Origin of the sequence: Ralstonia sp. RRA, assembly GCF_037023145.1 — a bacterium.
In the GTDB taxonomy this organism is placed as follows: Bacteria; Pseudomonadota; Gammaproteobacteria; order Burkholderiales; family Burkholderiaceae; genus Ralstonia.
Map to the genome: position 1 here is coordinate 2,098,230 of NZ_CP146091.1, position 19,157 is coordinate 2,117,386.

The following is a 19,157-nucleotide window of genomic DNA, read 5'->3' on the forward strand; positions in this document are numbered from 1 at the left end:
CCCGGCTTTAAAAACACGGAGTCAGGGCAATTGCCGCAATTGAATGGGAAGTAGAAAAGAAAAAACCCGCTGCAAGCAGCGGGTTTTGATTTGGCGGAGCGGACGGGACTCGAACCCGCGACCCCCGGCGTGACAGGCCGGTATTCTAACCGACTGAACTACCGCTCCGTGTCGGTTGCAAAACCAGCTAGAGACTGGCTTTGCGAATGAGCTTCTGATTAAGCTCTTGTTATGGCGTCCCCTAGGGGATTCGAACCCCTGTACTCACCGTGAAAGGGTGATGTCCTAGGCCTCTAGACGAAGGGGACAGAAACTGTTTTGCAACGCTTTCTGTCTTACGCTGCGAAGTCCGCTATCATAACATACTTCTTTGCGTTTTGGAAGCTTCTTTTCAAATTTATTTTTGAATCGAATCTTCCGGCATTTTGGTGGAGCTAAGCGGGATCGAACCGCTGACCTCTTGCATGCCATGCAAGCGCTCTCCCAGCTGAGCTATAGCCCCGATGCACTGCTTTGGGTACTGCCTGGGTTACTACCTTTTACTGCTTGCTTCTTACTGCAATTCGCTCCGTGTTGCAGCGAAAACAAGAGTATAGGGGAACTGTTTAGCGCTTGGCAATACCCTTTCGCAATTTTTTTTGCGGTGCACCCGTCACGCCGCCAAACGGCGCAGAACGACATCGCGGCCGAACAGTTCCAACACCGCATCGATCGACGGCGTCTGCAATTGACCGGCCACCAGCAAGCGCACCGGCATGGCCAGCTTGGGCATCTTCCAGCCCTGCGCAGCCAGCACTTCCTTGAAGGCTGCGCCGATGGCCTCACGCTTCCACTCCGGCAGCGCGCTCAGCTTCTCGACCAGCGCGGCAATCCCTGGGCGCACGTCGTCAGTCAGATGCTGCGCTGCCAGCTCCGGCTCAATAGTCAGATCGGTGCGGTAGAACAGCAGCGCGGTCTGCGCAACTTCGCGCAGCGTGTTGGCCCGATCCTTCACTAGCGCAATCACGTCCGCCAGGACGGGGCCGCCATCAACCTTGCCGCCCAGTTCTTCAATGAACGGCTTCACCAGATCTGCCAGACGCGCGTTGTCGGCCTGCTTGATGTAGTGGTTGTTCAGCCAAGCAAGCTTCTCGGGGTTGTATTGCGCGGGCGACTTGCCTAGATGCTCCAGATCGAACCACTCGACAAACTGCTCGCGCGAGAAGATCTCGGCATCGCCATGTGCCCAGCCCAGGCGGGCAAGGTAGTTGACGATGGCTTCAGGCAGGTAGCCGGCATCACGATAGCCCGTGACGCTCATGGCGCCATGGCGCTTGCTCATCTTCTCGCCCTGCTCATTGAGCACGGTCGGCAGGTGGGCATAGACCGGCGGCGTGCCACCCAGCGCGCGCAGGATGTTGATCTGGCGCGGCGTATTGTTGACGTGGTCGTCGCCGCGGATCACGTGGGTGATCTGCATGTCCATGTCGTCGACGACCACGCAGAAGTTGTATGTGGGCGTGCCGTCCGGGCGCGCGATGACGAGGTCGTCCAGCTCATCGTTAGAGATTTCGATGCGGCCCTTGACGGCGTCGTCCCACACCACGCTGCCGCCAATGGGGTTCTTGAAACGCATCACGGGCTGCACGCCGGCCGGCGGCGTCGGCAGGACCTTGCCCGGCTCGGGGCGCCACGTGCCGTCGTAGCGGGGCTTTTCGCCGCGCTCGCGTTGTGCGTCGCGCAGCGCGTCGAGTTCTTCCGTGCTCATATAGCAGGGGTAGACCAGTTCCTGCTGGACCATCTGGGCAATCACCTCACGGTAACGGTCCATGCGCTGCATTTGATAGAACGGGCCTTCGTCGATGTCCATGTCCAGCCAGTCCATCGCCTCCAGGATCACGTCGACGGCTTCCTGGCTGGAGCGCTCGACGTCGGTGTCTTCGATACGCAGGATGAAATCGCCTTTCATCTTGCGAGCGAAGGCCCACGGATAAAGAGCCGAGCGAATGTTGCCGAGGTGGATGAAGCCGGTGGGGCTGGGAGCGAAACGAGTGCGGACGCGCTGGGTCATAGGAATGGCTGAACGAATAAGGCCGCCTGATTGGATCCAAAGCGCGGATCGCGAGCGGCCTCTATCAAAACTAAAATTATAGCAACCGTGCCACACAACCTTGGTCGACCTGTCGCTGAACTTTGGCACAATGGCAGCCGGCCGCAGCGCGCCAGCAACCGACTACGCGCGACTGCGCGGCATATCACACCGCCCCCAACTTTCTCATGCAACGCCGCCTATTCCTGGGTGCCGCCGGCGCCTCCGTGCTCTCTGCCTGTACCGTGACGGGCTTCTCGTCCGGGAAGACTGAAACGCCTGTCACACCGCCCACAGCAGTCCTTCCGCCCTCGGGCCAACCGGCCACCCAGCCCGTACGCATCGGGCTGGCGCTGGGCGGTGGCGCCGCGCGCGGTTTCGCGCACATCGGCGTCATCAAGATGCTGGAGGCGCAAGGCATTCAGATCGACTTCATCACCGGCACGAGCGCGGGTAGCGTGGTGGCGGCCATCTACGCGTCGGGTATGTCTGGCCTGGAGATGAACCGAATGGCGCTCAAGATGGACGAGGCCATGATTGCGGATTGGGCACTGCCGTTTGGCACGCGCTTCGGCGGGTGGCTCAAGGGCGAGGCGCTGGAAAAATACATCAACCGCCTCGTCAAGCAGAAGACCATCGAGCAGATGCGCACTCCGCTGGGCATCGTCGCCACGGATCTGGCCAGCGGCAAGCCGATCCTGTTCCGCCGGGGCAATACCGGTCAGGCAGTACGCGCGTCGTGCAGTATCCCCGGCGTGTTCCAACCGGTGACGATCGGCGGCCGCCAATATGTGGATGGCGGGCTGGTGGCGCCAGTGCCGGTCTCTTACGTCAAGCAGATGGGCGCGACGTTCGTGATTGCCGTGAACATCTCCGCAGACCCATCCAACCAGGCGGTCTCGGGTCAGGCCAGCATGCTGCTGCAGACGACGGCCATCATGGGCCAGAGCATCAACAAGACGGAATTGGCGCAAGCCGACGTGGTGATCACGCCATCCTTGCCGTTTGTGAAGGGCAGCGACTTTACCGCACGCAACGAGGCCATCCTCGCTGGCGAGCAAGCCGCACAGGCCGCCATGCCGTTGCTGCGTGAGAAGCTGCGCCTGCCGCAGACTGCGGTGGCCACTCCGCTGCCGGCGCACTGACCCCCACAACAATATCGCTGGGCAACAAAAAAGACCGCCGTGGCGGTCTTTTTGTTTAGGTGCGGGCGAATCAACCGCCGTACAGTGCCAGCGGCTTGCCAGCGGCGTTCGGGTCCACACGCTTGAGCTGCTCGACAAAGTTGTCGGCGCCTTCCTTGATCGGGGTGCCGGCGCTGTTCTCGATACGGCGCGCACCGTTGTAGCGCGTCACCCAGTACGAGGCAGTCATGTCATCCACGCGGATCTTGCTGCCAGTGGACGGTGCGTGCACGAACTTGTTGTCGCCGATGTAGATGCCAACGTGCGAGAACGTGTGGCGCATGGTGTTGAAGAACACCAGATCGCCGGGGCGCAGTTCGGCCATGTCGACGCTGGTGCCAACGCGGCTCATTTCAACAGCGCGGCGCGGCAGCAGGAAACCGAAGGTGTCGTTGAAGACGTAACGGACAAAGCCGCTGCAGTCGAGGCCCGATTCCGGCGTGTTGCCGCCGAAACGGTAGCGCAGACCAATCATGCCCAGCGCGTTCATGACGACGTCGCCGGTTTTGGTCATGACGTTGGAGATAAGACCAGGCTTGGCTTCCGGCTTCACGTCAGCGCGAACTTCCGTGTCCTTGAAGACCGTATCAGCCTGCACTGCATTCGACACGATCACGCCGCAGCCGATCACAACCCCTACCGCCAGGCGCGCCATGGAATGAAGTACGAAGTGCTGCATCGGTTCTCCTGGGAAAGTCGGAATGATCGGCTCTTTATGCGTGAATGCAAATGAGACGCGTCCGAATCCTGCTCAAAACAATCTCGCAGGATGATAAAAGTCACACTTTGACTTGTCAAAGGTCGTTACAAATTTGCCTGAATTCATATGCGAATCAGGCACTTAGACATGACTTTAGAAGCGCACCCTTACAATGCAGACCTTTCAAAACTGCACTTTTCTGGGGCAATCCTGGCCGTTTTTACGGGTTATCCCTCGACGGGACGAGCGACGCGGCGGCCATCAGCTTGCAGGTGTAGGGGTGGGAAGGTGATGCCAACACGGCTTCCGTATCGCCCTCTTCCACCACTTTTCCGTCCTTCATCACGACTACGCGATGCGACATGGCACGGATGACGGCGAGATCATGGCTGATGAATAGATACGACAGGTTGTACTTTTTCTGAAGGGCACCCAGCAGCGACAGTACCTGCTGCTGGATCGACACATCAAGTGCCGAGGTCGGCTCATCGAGCACCAGCACCTGCGGTTTGAGGATGAGCACGCGCGCAATGGCAATGCGTTGACGCTGTCCGCCGGAGAACTCGTGCGGATAACGCCCCAACGCGGTGCGATCCAGCCCCACTTCGCGCAGCGCTTCGATCACGCGATGCCGGCGCTCGGTCGGATTCACGTGCGGCTGATGCAGCGCCAGGCCCTCGCCGACGATCTCTTCGATCGTCATGCGGGGTGAGAGTGAGCCGTAGGGATCTTGAAACACCACCTGCATGCGCGCACGCACCGCGCGGCGCTCATCGCGCGAGATATGCAGCAGCGAGTTGCCGAGAAAGCGCAGATCACCGTCCTTGGGCGTCTGCAGCCCGAGCAGCGTCTGCGCAAGCGTGGTCTTGCCTGAGCCCGATTCACCAACGATGCCCAGCGTCTCGCCTTCGCGCAATTGCAGCGAGACGGCATCGACCGCGGTGAACGGATCGCTGCGGAACCAGCCGGCAACCCCCGGGCGATGGCGCTCGTAGGTGACGGTCAGCTTGTCTGCCTCGAGCAGCACGGGCGCGAGTGGCACCAGCGGCAGCACGTCGCGCTGCGGGCGGCTTTCCAACAGGCGTACGGTGTATGGGTGTTGCGGGGCCGCGAATACGGTTGCGGTGTCACCGGACTCAACCAGCACGCCCCGCTCCATCACACCAACCCGCTCGGCAAAGGCGCGCACCATGTTCAGGTCGTGCGTGATCAGCATGATGGCCATACCGAATTCGCCTTGCAGCTCGCGCAGCAACTGCAGGATCTGCATGCGCACAGTCACATCCAGCGCAGTGGTCGGCTCATCCGCCAGCAGCAGTTTGGGCGAGCACGCCAGCGCCATGGCGATCATCGCGCGCTGGCGCTGACCACCTGAGAGCTGGTGCGGGAAGGCATCGAAGCGGCGTGGTGCCTCGGCGATGCCGGTGCGCTCCAGCAACGCGATCGCGCGCGCCTTGGCGGCACGCTTGTCCAGTCCTTCATGCAGCTCCAGCGTCTCGACAATCTGGTTGCCGATGCTGTACAGCGGGTTGAGCGCCGTCATCGGTTCCTGGAACACCATGGCCACGTCGGCGCCACGCAGGCCGCGCATCTCGCGCTCGCTGGCGGCCAGCAGGTCGCGGCCTTCCAGCAGGATGCGGCCGCTGTAGTGCGCGTCCGCCAGCAAACGCATGATCGACAGCGCCGTGACCGACTTGCCCGAGCCCGACTCCCCTACCAGCGCAAAGCGCTCGCCGGCACGCAGATCCAGGGAGACATTCTTGACAGCCTCGGTTGCCTCACCGTGTTCGGACTCGAAGCGCACGCACAGGTCGTCCAGCCGCAGCAGCGGGCCGTCGTACTTGGGGGTGGAGGAGCGCAGATCGACGCGGGTCATTTCACCACCGTCGGTTTCTGGCGCGCGCGCAGTTGCGCGAACGACAGGCGCGTGTCGAAGGCGTCGCGCAGCGCATCGCCCATGAAGGTCAGCAACACGAGGGTCAACACAAGCACCACGAAGGTCGACAGCGAGATCCACCACGCATCGAGATTGGCCTTGCCCTGTGCCAGCAACTCGCCGAGGCTGGGCGTGGACGGGGGCACGCCCAGGCCGAGAAAATCGAGACTGGTCAGCGCCAGGATGGCTGCGCTCATACGGAACGGCAGGAAGGTGATCACCGGCGTCAGGCTGTTGGGCATGATGTGGCGCCACATGATCTGCCAACTGGACAGCCCCATCGTCCGCGCGGCCTTCACGTAGTCGAGCGAGCGGTTGCGATAGAACTCGGCACGCACGTAGTCAGACAGGCTGATCCAGCCGAACAGCGACAGCAGGATGATCAGTAGCCCGAGACTGGGGGTGAAGATCGACGCAAAGATGATCAGCAGGTACAGCTCCGGCATGGAGCTCCAAACTTCGATCAGCCGCTGCGCCCAAAGATCAAAGCGCCCGCCAAAGAAGCCCATCAGCGCGCCGGTGAGCGTGCCGACAACCACACCGATCAGCGTGAGCGCTAGCCCGAACAGCACCGACACCCGGAAACCGTACAGCAGCCGCGCGAACACATCACGGCCGCGATCGTCGGTACCGAGCCAGTTCTCGGCCGACGGCGGCGCCGGGTTGGGCTCTTTCGAGAAGTAGTTCAGCGTCTCGTACGAATACGGATTCGGCGGGTAGATCGCAAAGCTGCCCGGCTCCTTGAACTTGTCGCGGATATACGGATCGAGGTAGTCCGTGGGGGTCGGGAAGTCGCCGCCGAAGGTGGTCTCCGGGTAAGTCTTCACGATGGGGAAATACCAGGTGCCGTGATACTTCACCACCAGCGGCCGATCGTTCGAGATGAGCTCGCCGCCCATGCTGAGCACGAACAGCACCACGAACAGAATCAGGCTCCAGTAACCTAACCGGTGTTGTTTGAAGCGTCGCCAAGCGCGCTTGAGCGGTGACGGCGAATGGCGAACGGCATGCGCGTGCAGCGCAGCCGTGTTGGCCGGATGGGCGGATGTGCGCGAGTACTGAGTCATGATCGCCTGCCCCGCCTATCGCCCGACCGAGCCGAAGTGAATACGCGGATCGACCAACACATAGCACACGTCGGAGATCAACTTTGCAGCTAGGCCAATCAACGTGAACAGGTACAGCGTGCCGAGCACAACCGGGTAATCGCGCCGCATCACCGCCTCGTACGACAGCAACCCCATGCCGTCGAGCGAGAACAGTTGTTCGATCAGCAGCGAACCCGTGAAGAACGCACCGATGAAGGCTGCCGGAAAGCCGGTCACCAACGGCAGCAACGCATTGCGGAAGATGTGCTTCCACAGCACGCGCCGCTCCGACAAGCCCTTGCTGCGCGCAGTCAGCACGTATTGCTTGCGAATCTCCTCCAGAAACGCGTTCTTCGTCAGCATCGTGATGACGGCAAAGCTGCCCACCACAGATGCCGTCACAGGCAGTGCGATGTGCCAGAGGTAATCCGTCACCTTACCGAGCAGGCTGAGTTGGCTCCAGTTGTCAGACGTGATGCCGCGGATGGGGAACCACTGGAAGAATGTGCCGCCGCCAAACAGCACCAGCAACAGCACGCCCAGCACGAAGCCTGGGATGGCATAACCGACCAGCACGATGATGCTCGTCACTAAATCGAACCGACTGCCCGCCCGCACCGCCTTGGCGATACCAAGCGGCACCGCTATGAGATACGTGAGAAAGAACGTCCACAATCCAATCGAGATCGACACCGGCAACTTGGACTTGATGAGTTCCCACACGCTGCGGTGCTGGAAGTAGCTCTCACCCAAGTCGAAGCGAGCAAACCGACCAAGCATCAGGAAGTAGCGCTCCACTGGACCTTTGTCGAAGCCATACAGCGCGCGGATCTCTTTGATCTTCTCGGAATCAACACCGCGGCGGCCGCGATAGTCGAAGGCACCGCCACCGCTGGCCTCGCCAATGCCGTTGCGCCCTTTCATCTCCAGCATCATCTGCTCGACTGGGCCGCCAGGCACAAACTGGATCACCGCAAAAGTAAGCGTGACCACACCAATAAGTGTCGGAATCAGCAGTAGTAGCCGTTTGATCAGGTAGGCAAACATGGTCTCACCGATGCGGTCATTGGGCAGCTCATTTGGCAGACTCCGGCTGGCGCCACCAGGCCGTCAGCACCCAGGCCTCGGCCGAGTAGTAGTACGGCAGGCGATCCGGATACATCAGGTTCTTGTTGTAAGCGACGCGGTGCACGGCTGAGTACCAATGCGGAATCACGTAGTAGCCGTGCATCAGCACACGATCGAGCGCGCGCGAGGCGGTGACCAGCTCATCGCGGTTGTTGGCACGCAGCACGTTGTCGATCAACGCATCCACCGCGGGCGACTTCAGACCGATCACGTTGTCTGAGCCCTGCTCGTCCGCCGCCGCCGAACCGAAGCGGTCCTTCAGCTCATTGCCGGGGCTCTGCGAATCGGGAAACCGCAGCGAGATCATGTCGAAGTCGAACTCTTCGAGCCGCTTCTGGTACAGCGTGAAATCGGTCATGCGCTGGTTGACCTGGATGCCGAGCTTCTCCAGGTTGCGCACATACGCCGCCATGACACGGCTCATTGCCCCACCGTCATCCAGCATCTCAAAGACGAAGGGCTCGCCACGGGTGTTGCGTAGTGCGCCATCGGAGTACGTCCAGCCTGCCTGGGCGAGCAGGCGGCGCGCCTGGCGGAGGTTGTCACGCAACGAACTGGGCGGGTCCGTCGAGGGCGGCGCGGGCAGGATGCCGAACACGTCCGGATCGAGCTGATTGCGCAAGGGCTCCAGCAGTGTCAGCTCGCCCTTGCTCGGCATGCCGGTCAGCGAATCGGAGGCGGCCAGCTCACTGTTGGTGAAATAGCTGTCGAGCCGGCGATACGCGCCATAGAAGAGTTGGCGGTTGAGCCACTCGAAATCCAGCGCCAACGTGAGCGCCTTGCGCACCCGCACGTCCTGGAACAGCGGCCGGCGCAGGTTCATCAGAAAGCCTTGCATGCCCGCGCCATTGCGGTGTGGGAATTCACTCTTGATGAGTTCGCCGCTGCGGAACTTCACGCCCACGTAACTCTTGGCCCAGTTCTTGGCGAGGTACTCGACCATCGCGTCGTACTCGCCGGCCTTGAATGCCTCCAGGCGTGCGGCCTGGTCTTTGTAGAGCTTGTACTGGATGCGCGCGAAGTTGAACGAGCCACGCCGGACATTCAAATCGCGGCCCCAGTAATCCGGGTTGCGGCGAAAGGTGATGCCGCGCGACGGGTCAAAGCGTTCGATGACATAGGGACCGCTAGCAATCGGGTCTTGAAACGTGAGCTTGTCGAACGTCACGTCCTTGCCCCCATCCAGATCGTCCGGCTTGCCGCTGCCCTTGCCCCACTTGGGCGAGAACACCGGCAGGCCGCCAACGATCAGCGGCAACTCCTTGTTGCGGCGCTTGAAGTCGTAGCGGATGGTGGCGGCATCCACCACCGTCACCTTGGACACATCGGCGGTCATGCTGCGATAAGCAGGGCTGGCGCCCTTGCCCATCAGCATGTCGTAGGAGTACTTCACATCAGACGCACGCACCGGATCGCCATTGGAAAAACGTGCGCGCGGATTGATGTGGAACGTGACCGAGAGTTCGTCCGGTGCGACCGTCACGTCGTCAGCCAGCAGGCCGTAGCCGCTGGCAGTCTCGTCCCAACTTGTGATGAGCAGCGTCTCGAAGACGAGCTGCGTCAGCCCCGGCGCAGACGTGCCCTTGATCGTAAACGGATTGAACTTGTCGAAGCTCGTGCGCCGGTCGGGGTTGCCCAGCAGCAGCATGCCGCCAATGGGCGCCTTCGGATTGAGATAGCCGAAGTTCGGGAAACCGGCGGGATATTTGAGATCGCCGTATTCCGCATAACCATGCGCCGCCCAGGCCGGTGCCACGCAGAAGGTCGCCACCAGGCAGGCCAGTGCTGCGAGGCGTTGTCGATGTCGTCGCCAGTTCGGCTGATGTATCGCTGCAAGTACGCCCATTGCGCTCATTGCGCCCCTAGCCCCCGTTGTCCCTGCATGCGCTGATCCAGATCGATCACTGTATGAAAACCTGTTTCAGACAATTCTAACGCCCTCTTTGCGCTTTCCCGTCAATTCTGGCCCAAGGATCGTCCCGCATTGACAAGGCTGACCCGGCAACGAATGCAGCACATGCAGCGGCACCCAAAAGCGCAGGCGCCCAGCGCTTTCCGGTATGATCGCGCCGACCCTAATTGCCTCGTGCCCCGGATACCGCTGCTGAGTGACCGCAGTGACATACGGGGGCGACGTTGCCCCACATTTGTACGGAGAAACCATGGGATTCCTCGCTGGCAAGCGCATTCTGATTACCGGCCTTCTGTCCAACCGCTCGATCGCCTACGGCATCGCCAACGCCTGCAAGCGCGAAGGCGCTGAACTGGCCTTCACCTACGTCGGTGAACGCTTCAAGGACCGCATTACCGAATTCGCCAACGAGTTCGACAGCAAGCTGGTGTTCGACTGCGACGTCGGCAGCGATGAGCAGATCGCCAAGGTGTTCGAAGACCTCGGCCAACACTGGGGCCACTTCGACGGCTTGGTGCACTCGATCGGCTTTGCGCCGCGCGAAGCGATTGCCGGCAACTTCATCGATGGCCTGTCGCGCGAGTCGTTCCGCATCGCGCACGACATCTCGGCATACAGCTTCCCGGCACTGGCCAAGGCTGCGCTGCCGATGCTGTCGCCCAACGCCTCGCTGCTCGCCCTGACCTACCTGGGCGCTGAGCGCATCGTCCCGAACTACAACACGATGGGGCTGGCCAAGGCCTCGCTGGAAGCCGGCGTGCGTTACCTGGCCGGCGCGCTGGGTCCGAAGGGCATTCGTGCCAACGGCATCTCGGCCGGCCCCATCAAGACGCTGGCCGCCTCGGGCATCAAGGATTTCGGCAAGCTGCTGAAGTACATGGAAGACGTGGCCCCGCTGCGCCGTAACGTCACCATCGAAGAAGTCGGCAACGTGGCTGCGTTCCTGCTGTCGGACCTCGCCAGCGGCGTGACCGGCGAGATCACCTATGTCGACTGCGGCTTCAACGTAACCGCGGGTGTGCCGGAGAGCGTCGGCCAAGGCTGATGCACCGATGCGTGTGTGCGCCATCTTCGGGTGGCGCACGCATGTGTAGTCCATCAAGGCAGCAGACAAAGAAAAAGCCCGCATGGCGCAAACCATGCGGGCTTTTTGACGTGCAGTGCAATGCGAGCCGTCACGTCATCTCGACTCGCATCCGCCTGTTGTGTGCGCTTCCCGCGAGAAGCGCCAAACTGGCGGAGACGGAGGGATTCGAACCCTCGATCCAGGTTTTGGCCCGGATGCTCCCTTAGCAGGGGAGTGCCTTCGACCTCTCGGCCACGTCTCCCAAACTTGCGTCACACGAAGGAGCCCGTGCAACGAAGCGCGTATTCTAGCCACTTCACCCCACCCGGTCAACGACAACCGCATGACACGCGGTGAGAATCTGTGGCTTCAGGTCGCCACCCGGTACTGGCCCAGCCGATTACGCCTGGTCCAGCTCGAACACCTTGTGGAGCGCGCGCACGGCCAGCTCCATGTACTTCTCGTCGATCAGCACCGAGATCTTGATTTCCGAGGTGGAGATCATCTGGATGTTGATGCCCTCTTCCGACAGCGTGCGGAACATCTTGCTGGCGATGCCCACGTGCGAGCGCATGCCCACACCCACCACCGACACCTTCGACACCTTCGGGTCGCCCGACACGCTGGCGGCGCCGATATGGCCCTTCACGCTGTCGTTCAGGATCGCCAGGGCGCGCTGGTATTCGCCGCGCGGCACGGTGAAGGTGAAGTCCGTCTTACCTTCCACCGACTGGTTCTGGATGATCATGTCGACGTCGATGTTGGCGTCGGCGACCGGACCCAGGATCTGATACGCGATGCCGGGCTTGTCCGGCACACCGATCACGGTGATCTTGGCTTCGTCGCGGGCAAAGGCGATGCCGGAAATGGCGGCGGCTTCCATGTTCGAATCTTCCTCAAAAGTAATCAGCGTGCCCGAGTTCATCTCGACGTCGAGCGGCATCAGCGGGTCGGTCAGCGACGACAGCACGCGGGTCTTCACGCGGTACTTGCCGGCAAACTCCACCGAGCGAATCTGCAGCACCTTCGAGCCGAGGCTGGCCATTTCCAGCATCTCTTCGAAGGTGATCTTGTCCAGGCGGCGGGCGTCGTCCACCACGCGCGGGTCGGTCGTGTACACGCCGTCGACATCGGTGTAGATCAGGCACTCGTCGGCTTCGAGCGCGGCGGCAACCGCCACGGCCGACGTATCCGAGCCACCACGGCCCAGCGTCGTGATATGGCCTTCGCCGTCGATGCCCTGGAAGCCCGTAATGACGACCACGCGGCCAGCGTCGAGATCGGCGCGCACGCGCTCGTCATCGATCGACTGGATGCGTGCCTTGGTGTAGGCGGAATCGGTCTTCACCGGCACTTGCCAGCCGGTGTAGCTGCGGGCGTCGATGCCTTCGGCATGCAGCGCGATGGCCAACAGGCCCACGCTCACCTGCTCGCCAGTCGAGGCAATCATGTCGAGTTCACGCGGGTCAGGTTGGGCCGAAATCTCTTTGGCCATACCCAGCAGGCGGTTGGTTTCGCCGGACATGGCCGATGGAACGACCACGATCTGGTGACCGGCACGATGCCACTTGGCAACGCGCTTGGCGACATTCTTGATGCGTTCAACTGAACCCATCGAGGTGCCACCGTACTTGTGAACGATGAGAGCCATCTTGGAAAGATCGAGAGGAGGCGGAACGGTGCAAAAGCTTTTGAAAATACAGCAATTTGCATCGATCGGCAAGAAATTGGCCGGTGAAGCCCGGTGAAGATGTGTGTCAGGACGCACCCTTGGCGGTCGCAAGCCAGGCGATCCGCCAGCCGGGGCCGCAGGCCGCAACCGTCCGGTCCATGCCTAGGCCAGCGGCAAACACCAACGCATCGCCCGCGTAGAGCAACGGCAAACGCTGGCGCTCCCAGGCGGGAATACCAGCTTCTTGATAGGCCTGCTTGAGCGCGCGCGACGGCCCGCCAGGGCGCAGCACAATGCGCTCGCCACCACTGCGAGGGGCCAGGGACAGTGGCGCTTGCAAGGTTTGCGCCGCAACGCCGTCTGCTGCCACGGGTGAAAACACCAGCGCCCCACCCCACTCCGCAACATTTACGCGTTGATCGGTCCGCCGCATTGGATCGAACTGCCCAGCACCAATTGCAACAAGCGCTGGCATGGCCCCACCACCAACAACGGACTCAATCCATGCAGCCCCGCGATAGCGCCTGACCTGCCCCACCGGCAACGCAATGCACAGTGCGCCGTCGTCGCGCGCGTCAATCAATTGCGTGCGCAGATCCTCGAGGCGGCCCGTGGACAGCGCACGCATACCCGCTTGGGCCAGCCATGCACGGAGCACCGCGCGCTGGCGCGGCGCAGATAGCGCAGCCAATGCCACCACATCGAGTTCACCCGTCGAAGCGATCTGCACCAGATCCGCCTGCGCAATCTCGTTGATCAACGCCGCAGCATCCGCCAGATGTGCCGCACTGCGCGCAAGCGCTTCACGATAGGCCGGAAAATGCCCCGCCATGCCGGCCAGCAATGGCCGCAACGCGTTGCGTGCGTACCGCGCATCTTCGTTGGAAGGATCGTCGACCCATTCGAGCGCGTTGGCTTGTGCGTATTGCTCGATATCAGCGCGTTGCACATCCAGCCATGGACGCAGCAACGTCACACCGCCAGCGCGGCTCACCGGCATGGCTGAAAGGCCTTCGAGACCTGCGCCACGCATCAGTTGCAGCAAGACAGTCTCGGCCTGATCGTCCTGGTGATGTGCAGTGAGCAGAATCGTCGCACCGGTCTGCACACACAGGTCGGCCAATGCGATATAGCGGGCCTCGCGCGCCGCCTCTTCCACGCCCCGCCCCGCTTCGGCGGCAACACTCACACGGCGCGCATGGAATTCAACGCCCGCGGCTTGGGCCATGCGAGCACAGGCGGACTCCCACGCATCGGCATCCGCTTGCAGGCCATGGTGAATATGCAAGGCGACGAGGCGCACACGCACGCCGGCATCGCGCCACGCGGCGCACGCGTGCAGCAGCGCTGCGGAGTCACGCCCGCCTGACAGGGCCACCGCCACGGTCGGCACTCCGCCCTCGCCAGAAACAACAAAGGCCGCACACGCGGCAATGCGTTGTGCGACCTTGTCGACCAGCGGGGCAGACGAATCAGCGCGCTTCGATTTCCTTGAACTTGCCATAGGCCATCAGGCGCTCGTGACGGCGCGCCTGCAACTCCGACGTCTTCATGCCCTGGAACTGGCGCAGCGATTCGGCCAGTGCACGCTTGAGCATCGAGGCCATGCCCTTCGGATCGCGATGCGCACCACCCAGCGGCTCGTTGACGATCTTGTCGATCAGGCCCAGCGCCTTCAGGCGGTGTGCCGTCAGACCCATCGCCTCAGCGGCTTCCGGCGCCTTCTCGGCAGTCTTCCACAGGATCGACGCGCAGCCTTCCGGCGAGATCACGGCATACGTGGCGAACTGCAGCATGATCACCGAATCGCCCATGGCGATGGCCAGCGCACCGCCCGAACCGCCTTCACCGATGATGGTGGCGATCAGGGGCACCTTCAGGCCGGCCATGACGAACAGGTTGTGGCCGATGGCTTCCGACTGGCCGCGCTCTTCAGCGTCAATGCCCGGGAATGCGCCCGGCGTATCGACGAAGGTGAAGATCGGCAGGCCGAACTTGTCGGCGAGTTCCATCAGGCGCTTGGCCTTGCGGTAACCCTCAGGCTTGGACATGCCGAAGTTGCGCAGCGCGCGCTCCTTCGTGTCTCGGCCCTTCTGGTGACCGATCACCATGCAAGGCTGGCCGTTGAAACGTGCCAGACCGCCCACGATCGACAGGTCGTCCGCGAAGGTGCGGTCGCCGTGCAGTTCGTGGAAGTCGGTGAAGATTTCGCGGACGTAATCGAGCGTGTACGGACGCTGCGGGTGCCGGGCGATCTGTGCGACCTGCCAAGGAGTCAGGTTGGCGTACAGATCTTTGGTGAGTTGCTGGCTCTTGGAGGCCAGGCGGGAGATTTCTTCAGAAATATCGACAGCGGAATCGTCTTGAACGAATCGAAGTTCTTCGATCTTCGATTCAAGTTCTGCGATCGGCTGCTCGAACTCCAGGAAGGTTGTTTTCATGGATCTTCTGAAAGGCTCTTGAAGGCGCGCATTCTACCGGATTTTGACCGCCGATCGACGCTGCGCGTTTCATCGAAATTAACAGATCAATAGGTGGTCGCCGTATCAAGGCTGCGCCACATATACCAAGTGGCCACTGTGCGCCACGGTTCCCAGTTAGCAGCCACTTCGCGCGCCTCGCTGCGAGTGACGGGTTCGCCACTGAAATAATTCTGTGAGATTGCGTTGATGAGCCCGATGTCGTCCAGCGGGAGCACGTTTGGGCGCATCAGGTTGAACATCAGGAACATCTCCGCCGTCCAGCGGCCGATGCCACGAATCTGCGTCAGCTCGGCGATGACATCCTCATCGTCCATCTCGGCCCACTTGGCGACGTGCAAAGTGCCGTTGCGGAAGTGGTCGGCAAGGTCAAGGATGTACTCGGCTTTGCGCTTGGACAAGCCGCAGCCCGCCAGCTTCTCTTGGCCGGCTCGCAGGAACTGTGCGGGCACCAGCTTGGGGCATGTGGCCACCACTCGTTCCCACACGGACTGCGCCGCCTTGACCGAAATCTGCTGGCCAACAATCGACCGCGCCAGTGTGACGAACGGGTCGCCGCGCGAAGCCAGGTGCGCCGGACCATAGGCGGGAATGATCTTGCGCAGGATGCGGTCGCGTTTCATCAAGTCTGCGCAGGCCTCCTGCCAATACTCCGGCGGGCCCGAGAGCACCACTTCCGCCGGTACCGGCAGAGGCTCATTGGTGGCAAGCGTTTCAGGCAGCGGCACCTTGGTTACGGGCACGCGCTTGGCCGGCGCCTTGACAGCAACCTTGCCGGCCTTGATGGTCGTGCTCTTGGTAACGACCGTCTTGCTTGCCACGCCGTCGACCTTCTTGGCGACTGCCTTCTTGGCAGCCGGCGCCTTCACAACCGGCGTTTTCTTGGCGACCGTGCTGCTCGTTGCGCTGGCTTTCTTGGCCACCGCGTTCATGCGCGTCTCCACTCGGTCACGCCACCCGGTTTGTCTTCCAGCACGACGCCGGCAGCCAGCAGATCAGCGCGAATGGCGTCCGCGCGCGCAAAATCACGCGCCGCCTTGGCGGCACGGCGCTCTTCAATGCGCGCTTCCACGGCGGCAGCATCCAGGCCATCAGCCGTCACGCCGCCCTGCAGGAACACATGCGGATCACGCCCCAGCAGACCCATCACCCCAGCCAGCGCGGCCAGTTGATTGGCCAACTCCGGCGAGCGCGTCTTGTTCACTTCGCTGGCCAGCTCGAATAGCACCGATACCGCTACCGGCGTGTTGAAGTCGTCGTTCATCGCGTCACGGAAGCGCTTGCCGTGCGACTCATTCCAATCAGGCCGGGCATCAGCAGCGGCAGGCACGTCCTTGAGCGCCGTGTACAGGCGCGTGAGCGCATGGCGGGCGTCGTCCAGGTGGGCGTCGCTGTAGTTCAGGTCGCTGCGGTAGTGCGAGCGCAGGATGAAGAAGCGCACGACTTCAGCGTCGTACACCTTGAGCACGTCGCGGATGGTGAAGAAGTTGCCGAGCGATTTCGACATCTTTTCGTCATTCACGCGCACGAAGCCGTTGTGCATCCACGTGTTGACGAAGGTCTTTCCAGTCGCACCTTCGGACTGGGCGATCTCGTTTTCGTGGTGCGGGAACTGCAGATCGGCGCCGCCGCCGTGCAGGTCGAAATGCTCGCCAAGCAGCTCGCAGCTCATGGCCGAGCACTCGATATGCCAGCCCGGACGGCCCTCGCCCCACGGCGAAGCCCAGCGGCTCTCGGCAGGCTCGTCAACCTTGGCGGATTTCCACAGCACGAAGTCCAGTGGGTCGCGCTTGGCGTCGTTGGTATCGACACGCTCGCCGGCGCGCAGGTCTTCGAGCGACTTGCCCGAGAGCCTGCCGTAGCTGGGGAACTTGCGCACCGCGTAGTTCACGTCACCGTCGGTCGCCTGATAGGCCAGACCGTTGGTCTGCAGCCTGCCGATCATGCTCAGCATCTGCGGCACGTACTCGGTGGCGCGCGGCTCGTGGTCGGGGCGCTGCGTACCGAGCGCGGCGAAGTCTTCGTGCATCGCATCGATGAAGCGGGTAGTGAGCGAACGCATGGTTTCGCCGTTCTCGACTGCACGCCTGATGATCTTGTCGTCGATGTCGGTGATGTTGCGGACGTACGTGACGTCGTAGCCCGACGCGCGCAGCCAGCGCTGCACCATGTCGAACACCACTACCACCCGCGCATGCCCGACGTGACAGTAGTCGTACACCGTCATCCCACACACGTACATGCGCACGCGGCCGGGCTCGATGGGGACGAACGTCTGTTTCTCACGCGCGAGCGTGTTGTAGATCTTGAGTGATTCCATGAAGCGGTGTCGGGAGATTCGGTGCGCCGCCACGTACTGAGGTACTGGGCTGGATGCCGGCGGGCGCAGAGCGTCGGCTGGCGACGCACTGTAAAGCTAGCGGCATATCTTACCGGAACTGCATCAACGGGGGCGGCGGTGCGGGCTGTCAATGCGCCCGGCATGCTCTCCGTCAAGAACCTTTTCCGGTGCGCATTGCCGCTGCTGCGCACAAAGACGGTTTGTTAGAATGCGGCGGAGTATAACGGAACCGATTCTCATGAACAGACCGCTGCGAGATCGCGCTGTAGCCCCGCACGCCGCTACCCTGTGCGCTGCCATCGTGAGCGCCCTGCTTGTCACGTCAGCCGCGCCCGCCCTTGCCCAGACCGCCGGCATTGCCCTGCCGGCCGATCTGACGCCCAGCATCCAGAAGCAGCCGCAGGTCGCACGCCAGAAGCGCATCGACGACTGGCTGGCCAAGAAGCAATACACCCAGGCGCTGACGGAACTGGACAAGGAGATCACCGAGCAACCCCGCAATGCTCAGGCCCGCTTCCAGCGCGGCGTGGCGCTTGCCGGCCTGGGTCGTGGTGACGACGCCATCGTTGCGTTCAGCCAGATGACGCAGGATTTCCCCGAACTGCCCGAGCCGTACATCAATCTGGCCGCGCTCTATGCGGAACGCGGTGAACTGCAGCGCGCCCGCGAAAGCCTCATCATGGCGAGCCGCGTGGCGCCGGAGAATGCCCAGGCGCAAGCCAACCTCGGCGACGTCTACGTCCGCCTGGCCGCGCAGTCCTATCAGGGTGCGCTCAAGCTCAACCCCAAGAACGCCACTGCGCGTGCCCGCCTCGACGCCCTGCCCAATGTGCCTGGCGTACGTCCGGCGGCCGCGCCCGCAAAACCCGCCGCGCCCGCTGTTGTGGTGCCCGCCGCCAGCGGCGTGAGCGACAAACCGGCCAAGTAACCACAAGAAGCGGCCGATCCCATTTTTCCACCCCCAAGCTCCCTCCCCCTGATCATGCTCCGTATCCGCTCTCTCTTTGCCGGGCTCGTGTGCGCACTGGCCGTGTCCGCTGCTGCGGCCGCCGCACCGGCACCGCGCGTGCAGTTCAAGACGTCGATGGGCAACTTCACCGTCGAGGTCTATCCGGATAAGGCCCCCAAAACGGTCGCCAACTTCCTCCAATACGTGAAGGACGGCTTCTACAAGGGCACGATCTTCCACCGCGTGATGGACGGCTTCATGATCCAGGGCGGCGGCTTCACGCCCGACATGAAGCAGAAGGACACCCGAGCGCCGGTCGAGATCGAATCGAAGAACGGCCTGAAGAACGACAAGTACACGGTCGCCATGGCACGCACCATGGACCCGAACTCCGCCACCGCGCAGTTCTATGTGAACGTGGTCGACAACAACATGCTGAACTACCCTGGTCAGGACGGTTACGGCTATACCGTCTTCGGCAAGGTGGTCGACGGCACCGACACCATCGACAAGATCAAGGCGGTGGAAACCACCACCAAGTTCCCGCACCAGAATGTGCCCGTGAAGCCGATCCTGATTGAATCGGCCACCGTCGTCTCCAAGTAACCCTTTCTGCTTCACCCCAAGGAATTC

Annotated in this window: 15 protein-coding genes and 4 tRNA genes; 4 read left to right on the forward strand and 15 right to left on the reverse strand. The window is 62.2% G+C overall.

Features of this window, described 5'->3' with window-relative positions; translation table 11 throughout:
* Window positions 1-91: 91 nt before the first annotated feature.
* From V6657_RS10250 to gltX, 4 genes are all read right to left on the reverse strand, one after another.
* Window positions 92-168 (reverse strand) — tRNA-Asp (locus tag V6657_RS10250).
* Between the two features lie 64 nt (window positions 169-232).
* Window positions 233-308: transfer RNA gene (locus V6657_RS10255), tRNA-Glu, on the reverse strand.
* Between the two features lie 118 nt (window positions 309-426).
* A tRNA-Ala gene (locus tag V6657_RS10260) sits at window positions 427-502 on the reverse strand.
* Window positions 503-652: 150 nt separating this feature from the next.
* A complete protein-coding gene (gltX, locus tag V6657_RS10265) occupies window positions 653-2,050 on the reverse strand; it encodes a glutamate--tRNA ligase (RefSeq protein ID WP_048934253.1) in 1,398 nt (465 codons plus the stop codon).
* A gap of 206 nt (window positions 2,051-2,256) precedes the next feature.
* Between gltX and V6657_RS10270 the strand changes: the two genes are divergently transcribed.
* The gene (locus V6657_RS10270) at window positions 2,257-3,213 is read left to right on the forward strand and encodes a patatin-like phospholipase family protein (protein WP_048934325.1); all 957 of its coding nucleotides are present in this window, start codon (window positions 2,257-2,259) and stop codon (window positions 3,211-3,213) included.
* A 70-nt stretch (window positions 3,214-3,283) separates the two neighbouring features.
* Here V6657_RS10270 and V6657_RS10275 read toward each other — a convergent pair whose 3' ends face one another.
* The 5 genes from V6657_RS10275 to V6657_RS10295 form a co-directional block, all read right to left on the reverse strand.
* Entirely contained in the window at window positions 3,284-3,931 is a 648-nt protein-coding gene (locus V6657_RS10275; RefSeq protein ID WP_048934252.1) for a C40 family peptidase, read from the reverse strand.
* 241 nt (window positions 3,932-4,172) lie between these two features.
* Window positions 4,173-5,828: an ABC transporter ATP-binding protein gene (locus V6657_RS10280; protein WP_048934251.1), complete on the reverse strand. Its 1,656-nt coding sequence runs from the start codon at window positions 5,826-5,828 to the stop codon at window positions 4,173-4,175.
* Window positions 5,825-6,955: an ABC transporter permease gene (locus V6657_RS10285; protein WP_048934250.1), complete on the reverse strand. Its 1,131-nt coding sequence runs from the start codon at window positions 6,953-6,955 to the stop codon at window positions 5,825-5,827. Before V6657_RS10285 ends, V6657_RS10280 begins: the two co-directional genes overlap by 4 nt.
* Before the next feature lie 15 nt (window positions 6,956-6,970).
* The gene (gene yejB / locus V6657_RS10290; RefSeq protein WP_048934249.1) at window positions 6,971-8,023 is read right to left on the reverse strand and encodes a microcin C ABC transporter permease YejB; all 1,053 of its coding nucleotides are present in this window, start codon (window positions 8,021-8,023) and stop codon (window positions 6,971-6,973) included.
* A 28-nt stretch (window positions 8,024-8,051) separates the two neighbouring features.
* Window positions 8,052-9,950 carry an extracellular solute-binding protein gene (locus V6657_RS10295; protein ID WP_048934248.1) on the reverse strand — a complete coding sequence of 633 codons (1,899 nt, stop codon included), beginning with the start codon at window positions 9,948-9,950 and terminating at the stop codon, window positions 8,052-8,054.
* Between the two features lie 316 nt (window positions 9,951-10,266).
* On the opposite strand from V6657_RS10295, the gene fabI reads away from it, so the two are divergent.
* Window positions 10,267-11,061 carry an enoyl-ACP reductase FabI gene (fabI, locus tag V6657_RS10300; protein WP_021194147.1) on the forward strand — a complete coding sequence of 265 codons (795 nt, stop codon included), beginning with the start codon at window positions 10,267-10,269 and terminating at the stop codon, window positions 11,059-11,061.
* Between the two features lie 189 nt (window positions 11,062-11,250).
* Here the strand turns inward: fabI and V6657_RS10305 are convergent.
* From V6657_RS10305 to cysS, 6 genes are all read right to left on the reverse strand, one after another.
* Window positions 11,251-11,344, reverse strand: a tRNA-Ser gene (locus V6657_RS10305).
* Window positions 11,345-11,482: 138 nt separating this feature from the next.
* Window positions 11,483-12,733, reverse strand: a complete 1,251-nt coding sequence (locus V6657_RS10310; protein ID WP_048934247.1) for an aspartate kinase — start codon at window positions 12,731-12,733, stop codon at window positions 11,483-11,485.
* Window positions 12,734-12,839: 106 nt separating this feature from the next.
* A complete protein-coding gene (gene tilS, locus V6657_RS10315) occupies window positions 12,840-14,258 on the reverse strand; it encodes a tRNA lysidine(34) synthetase TilS (RefSeq protein ID WP_048934246.1) in 1,419 nt (472 codons plus the stop codon).
* Entirely contained in the window at window positions 14,227-15,195 is a 969-nt protein-coding gene (locus V6657_RS10320; protein WP_021194121.1) for an acetyl-CoA carboxylase carboxyltransferase subunit alpha, read from the reverse strand. Before V6657_RS10320 ends, tilS begins: the two co-directional genes overlap by 32 nt.
* A gap of 86 nt (window positions 15,196-15,281) precedes the next feature.
* Entirely contained in the window at window positions 15,282-16,166 is an 885-nt protein-coding gene (locus V6657_RS10325) for a DNA-3-methyladenine glycosylase (RefSeq protein ID WP_048934245.1), read from the reverse strand.
* Window positions 16,163-17,554 (reverse strand): cysteine--tRNA ligase, encoded by a 1,392-nt coding sequence (cysS, locus tag V6657_RS10330; RefSeq protein ID WP_048934244.1) that lies wholly within the window; start codon window positions 17,552-17,554, stop codon window positions 16,163-16,165. The genes V6657_RS10325 and cysS overlap by 4 nt, the downstream gene beginning before the upstream one ends.
* A 259-nt stretch (window positions 17,555-17,813) precedes the next feature.
* On the opposite strand from cysS, the gene V6657_RS10335 reads away from it, so the two are divergent.
* Both V6657_RS10335 and V6657_RS10340 read left to right on the forward strand, forming a co-directional pair.
* On the forward strand, window positions 17,814-18,503 hold the full coding sequence (locus tag V6657_RS10335) for a tetratricopeptide repeat protein (RefSeq protein ID WP_048934243.1): 690 nt from the start codon (window positions 17,814-17,816) through the stop codon (window positions 18,501-18,503).
* A 54-nt stretch (window positions 18,504-18,557) separates the two neighbouring features.
* A complete protein-coding gene (locus V6657_RS10340; RefSeq protein WP_048934242.1) occupies window positions 18,558-19,130 on the forward strand; it encodes a peptidylprolyl isomerase in 573 nt (190 codons plus the stop codon).
* The last annotated feature ends 27 nt before the right edge of the window (window positions 19,131-19,157 follow it).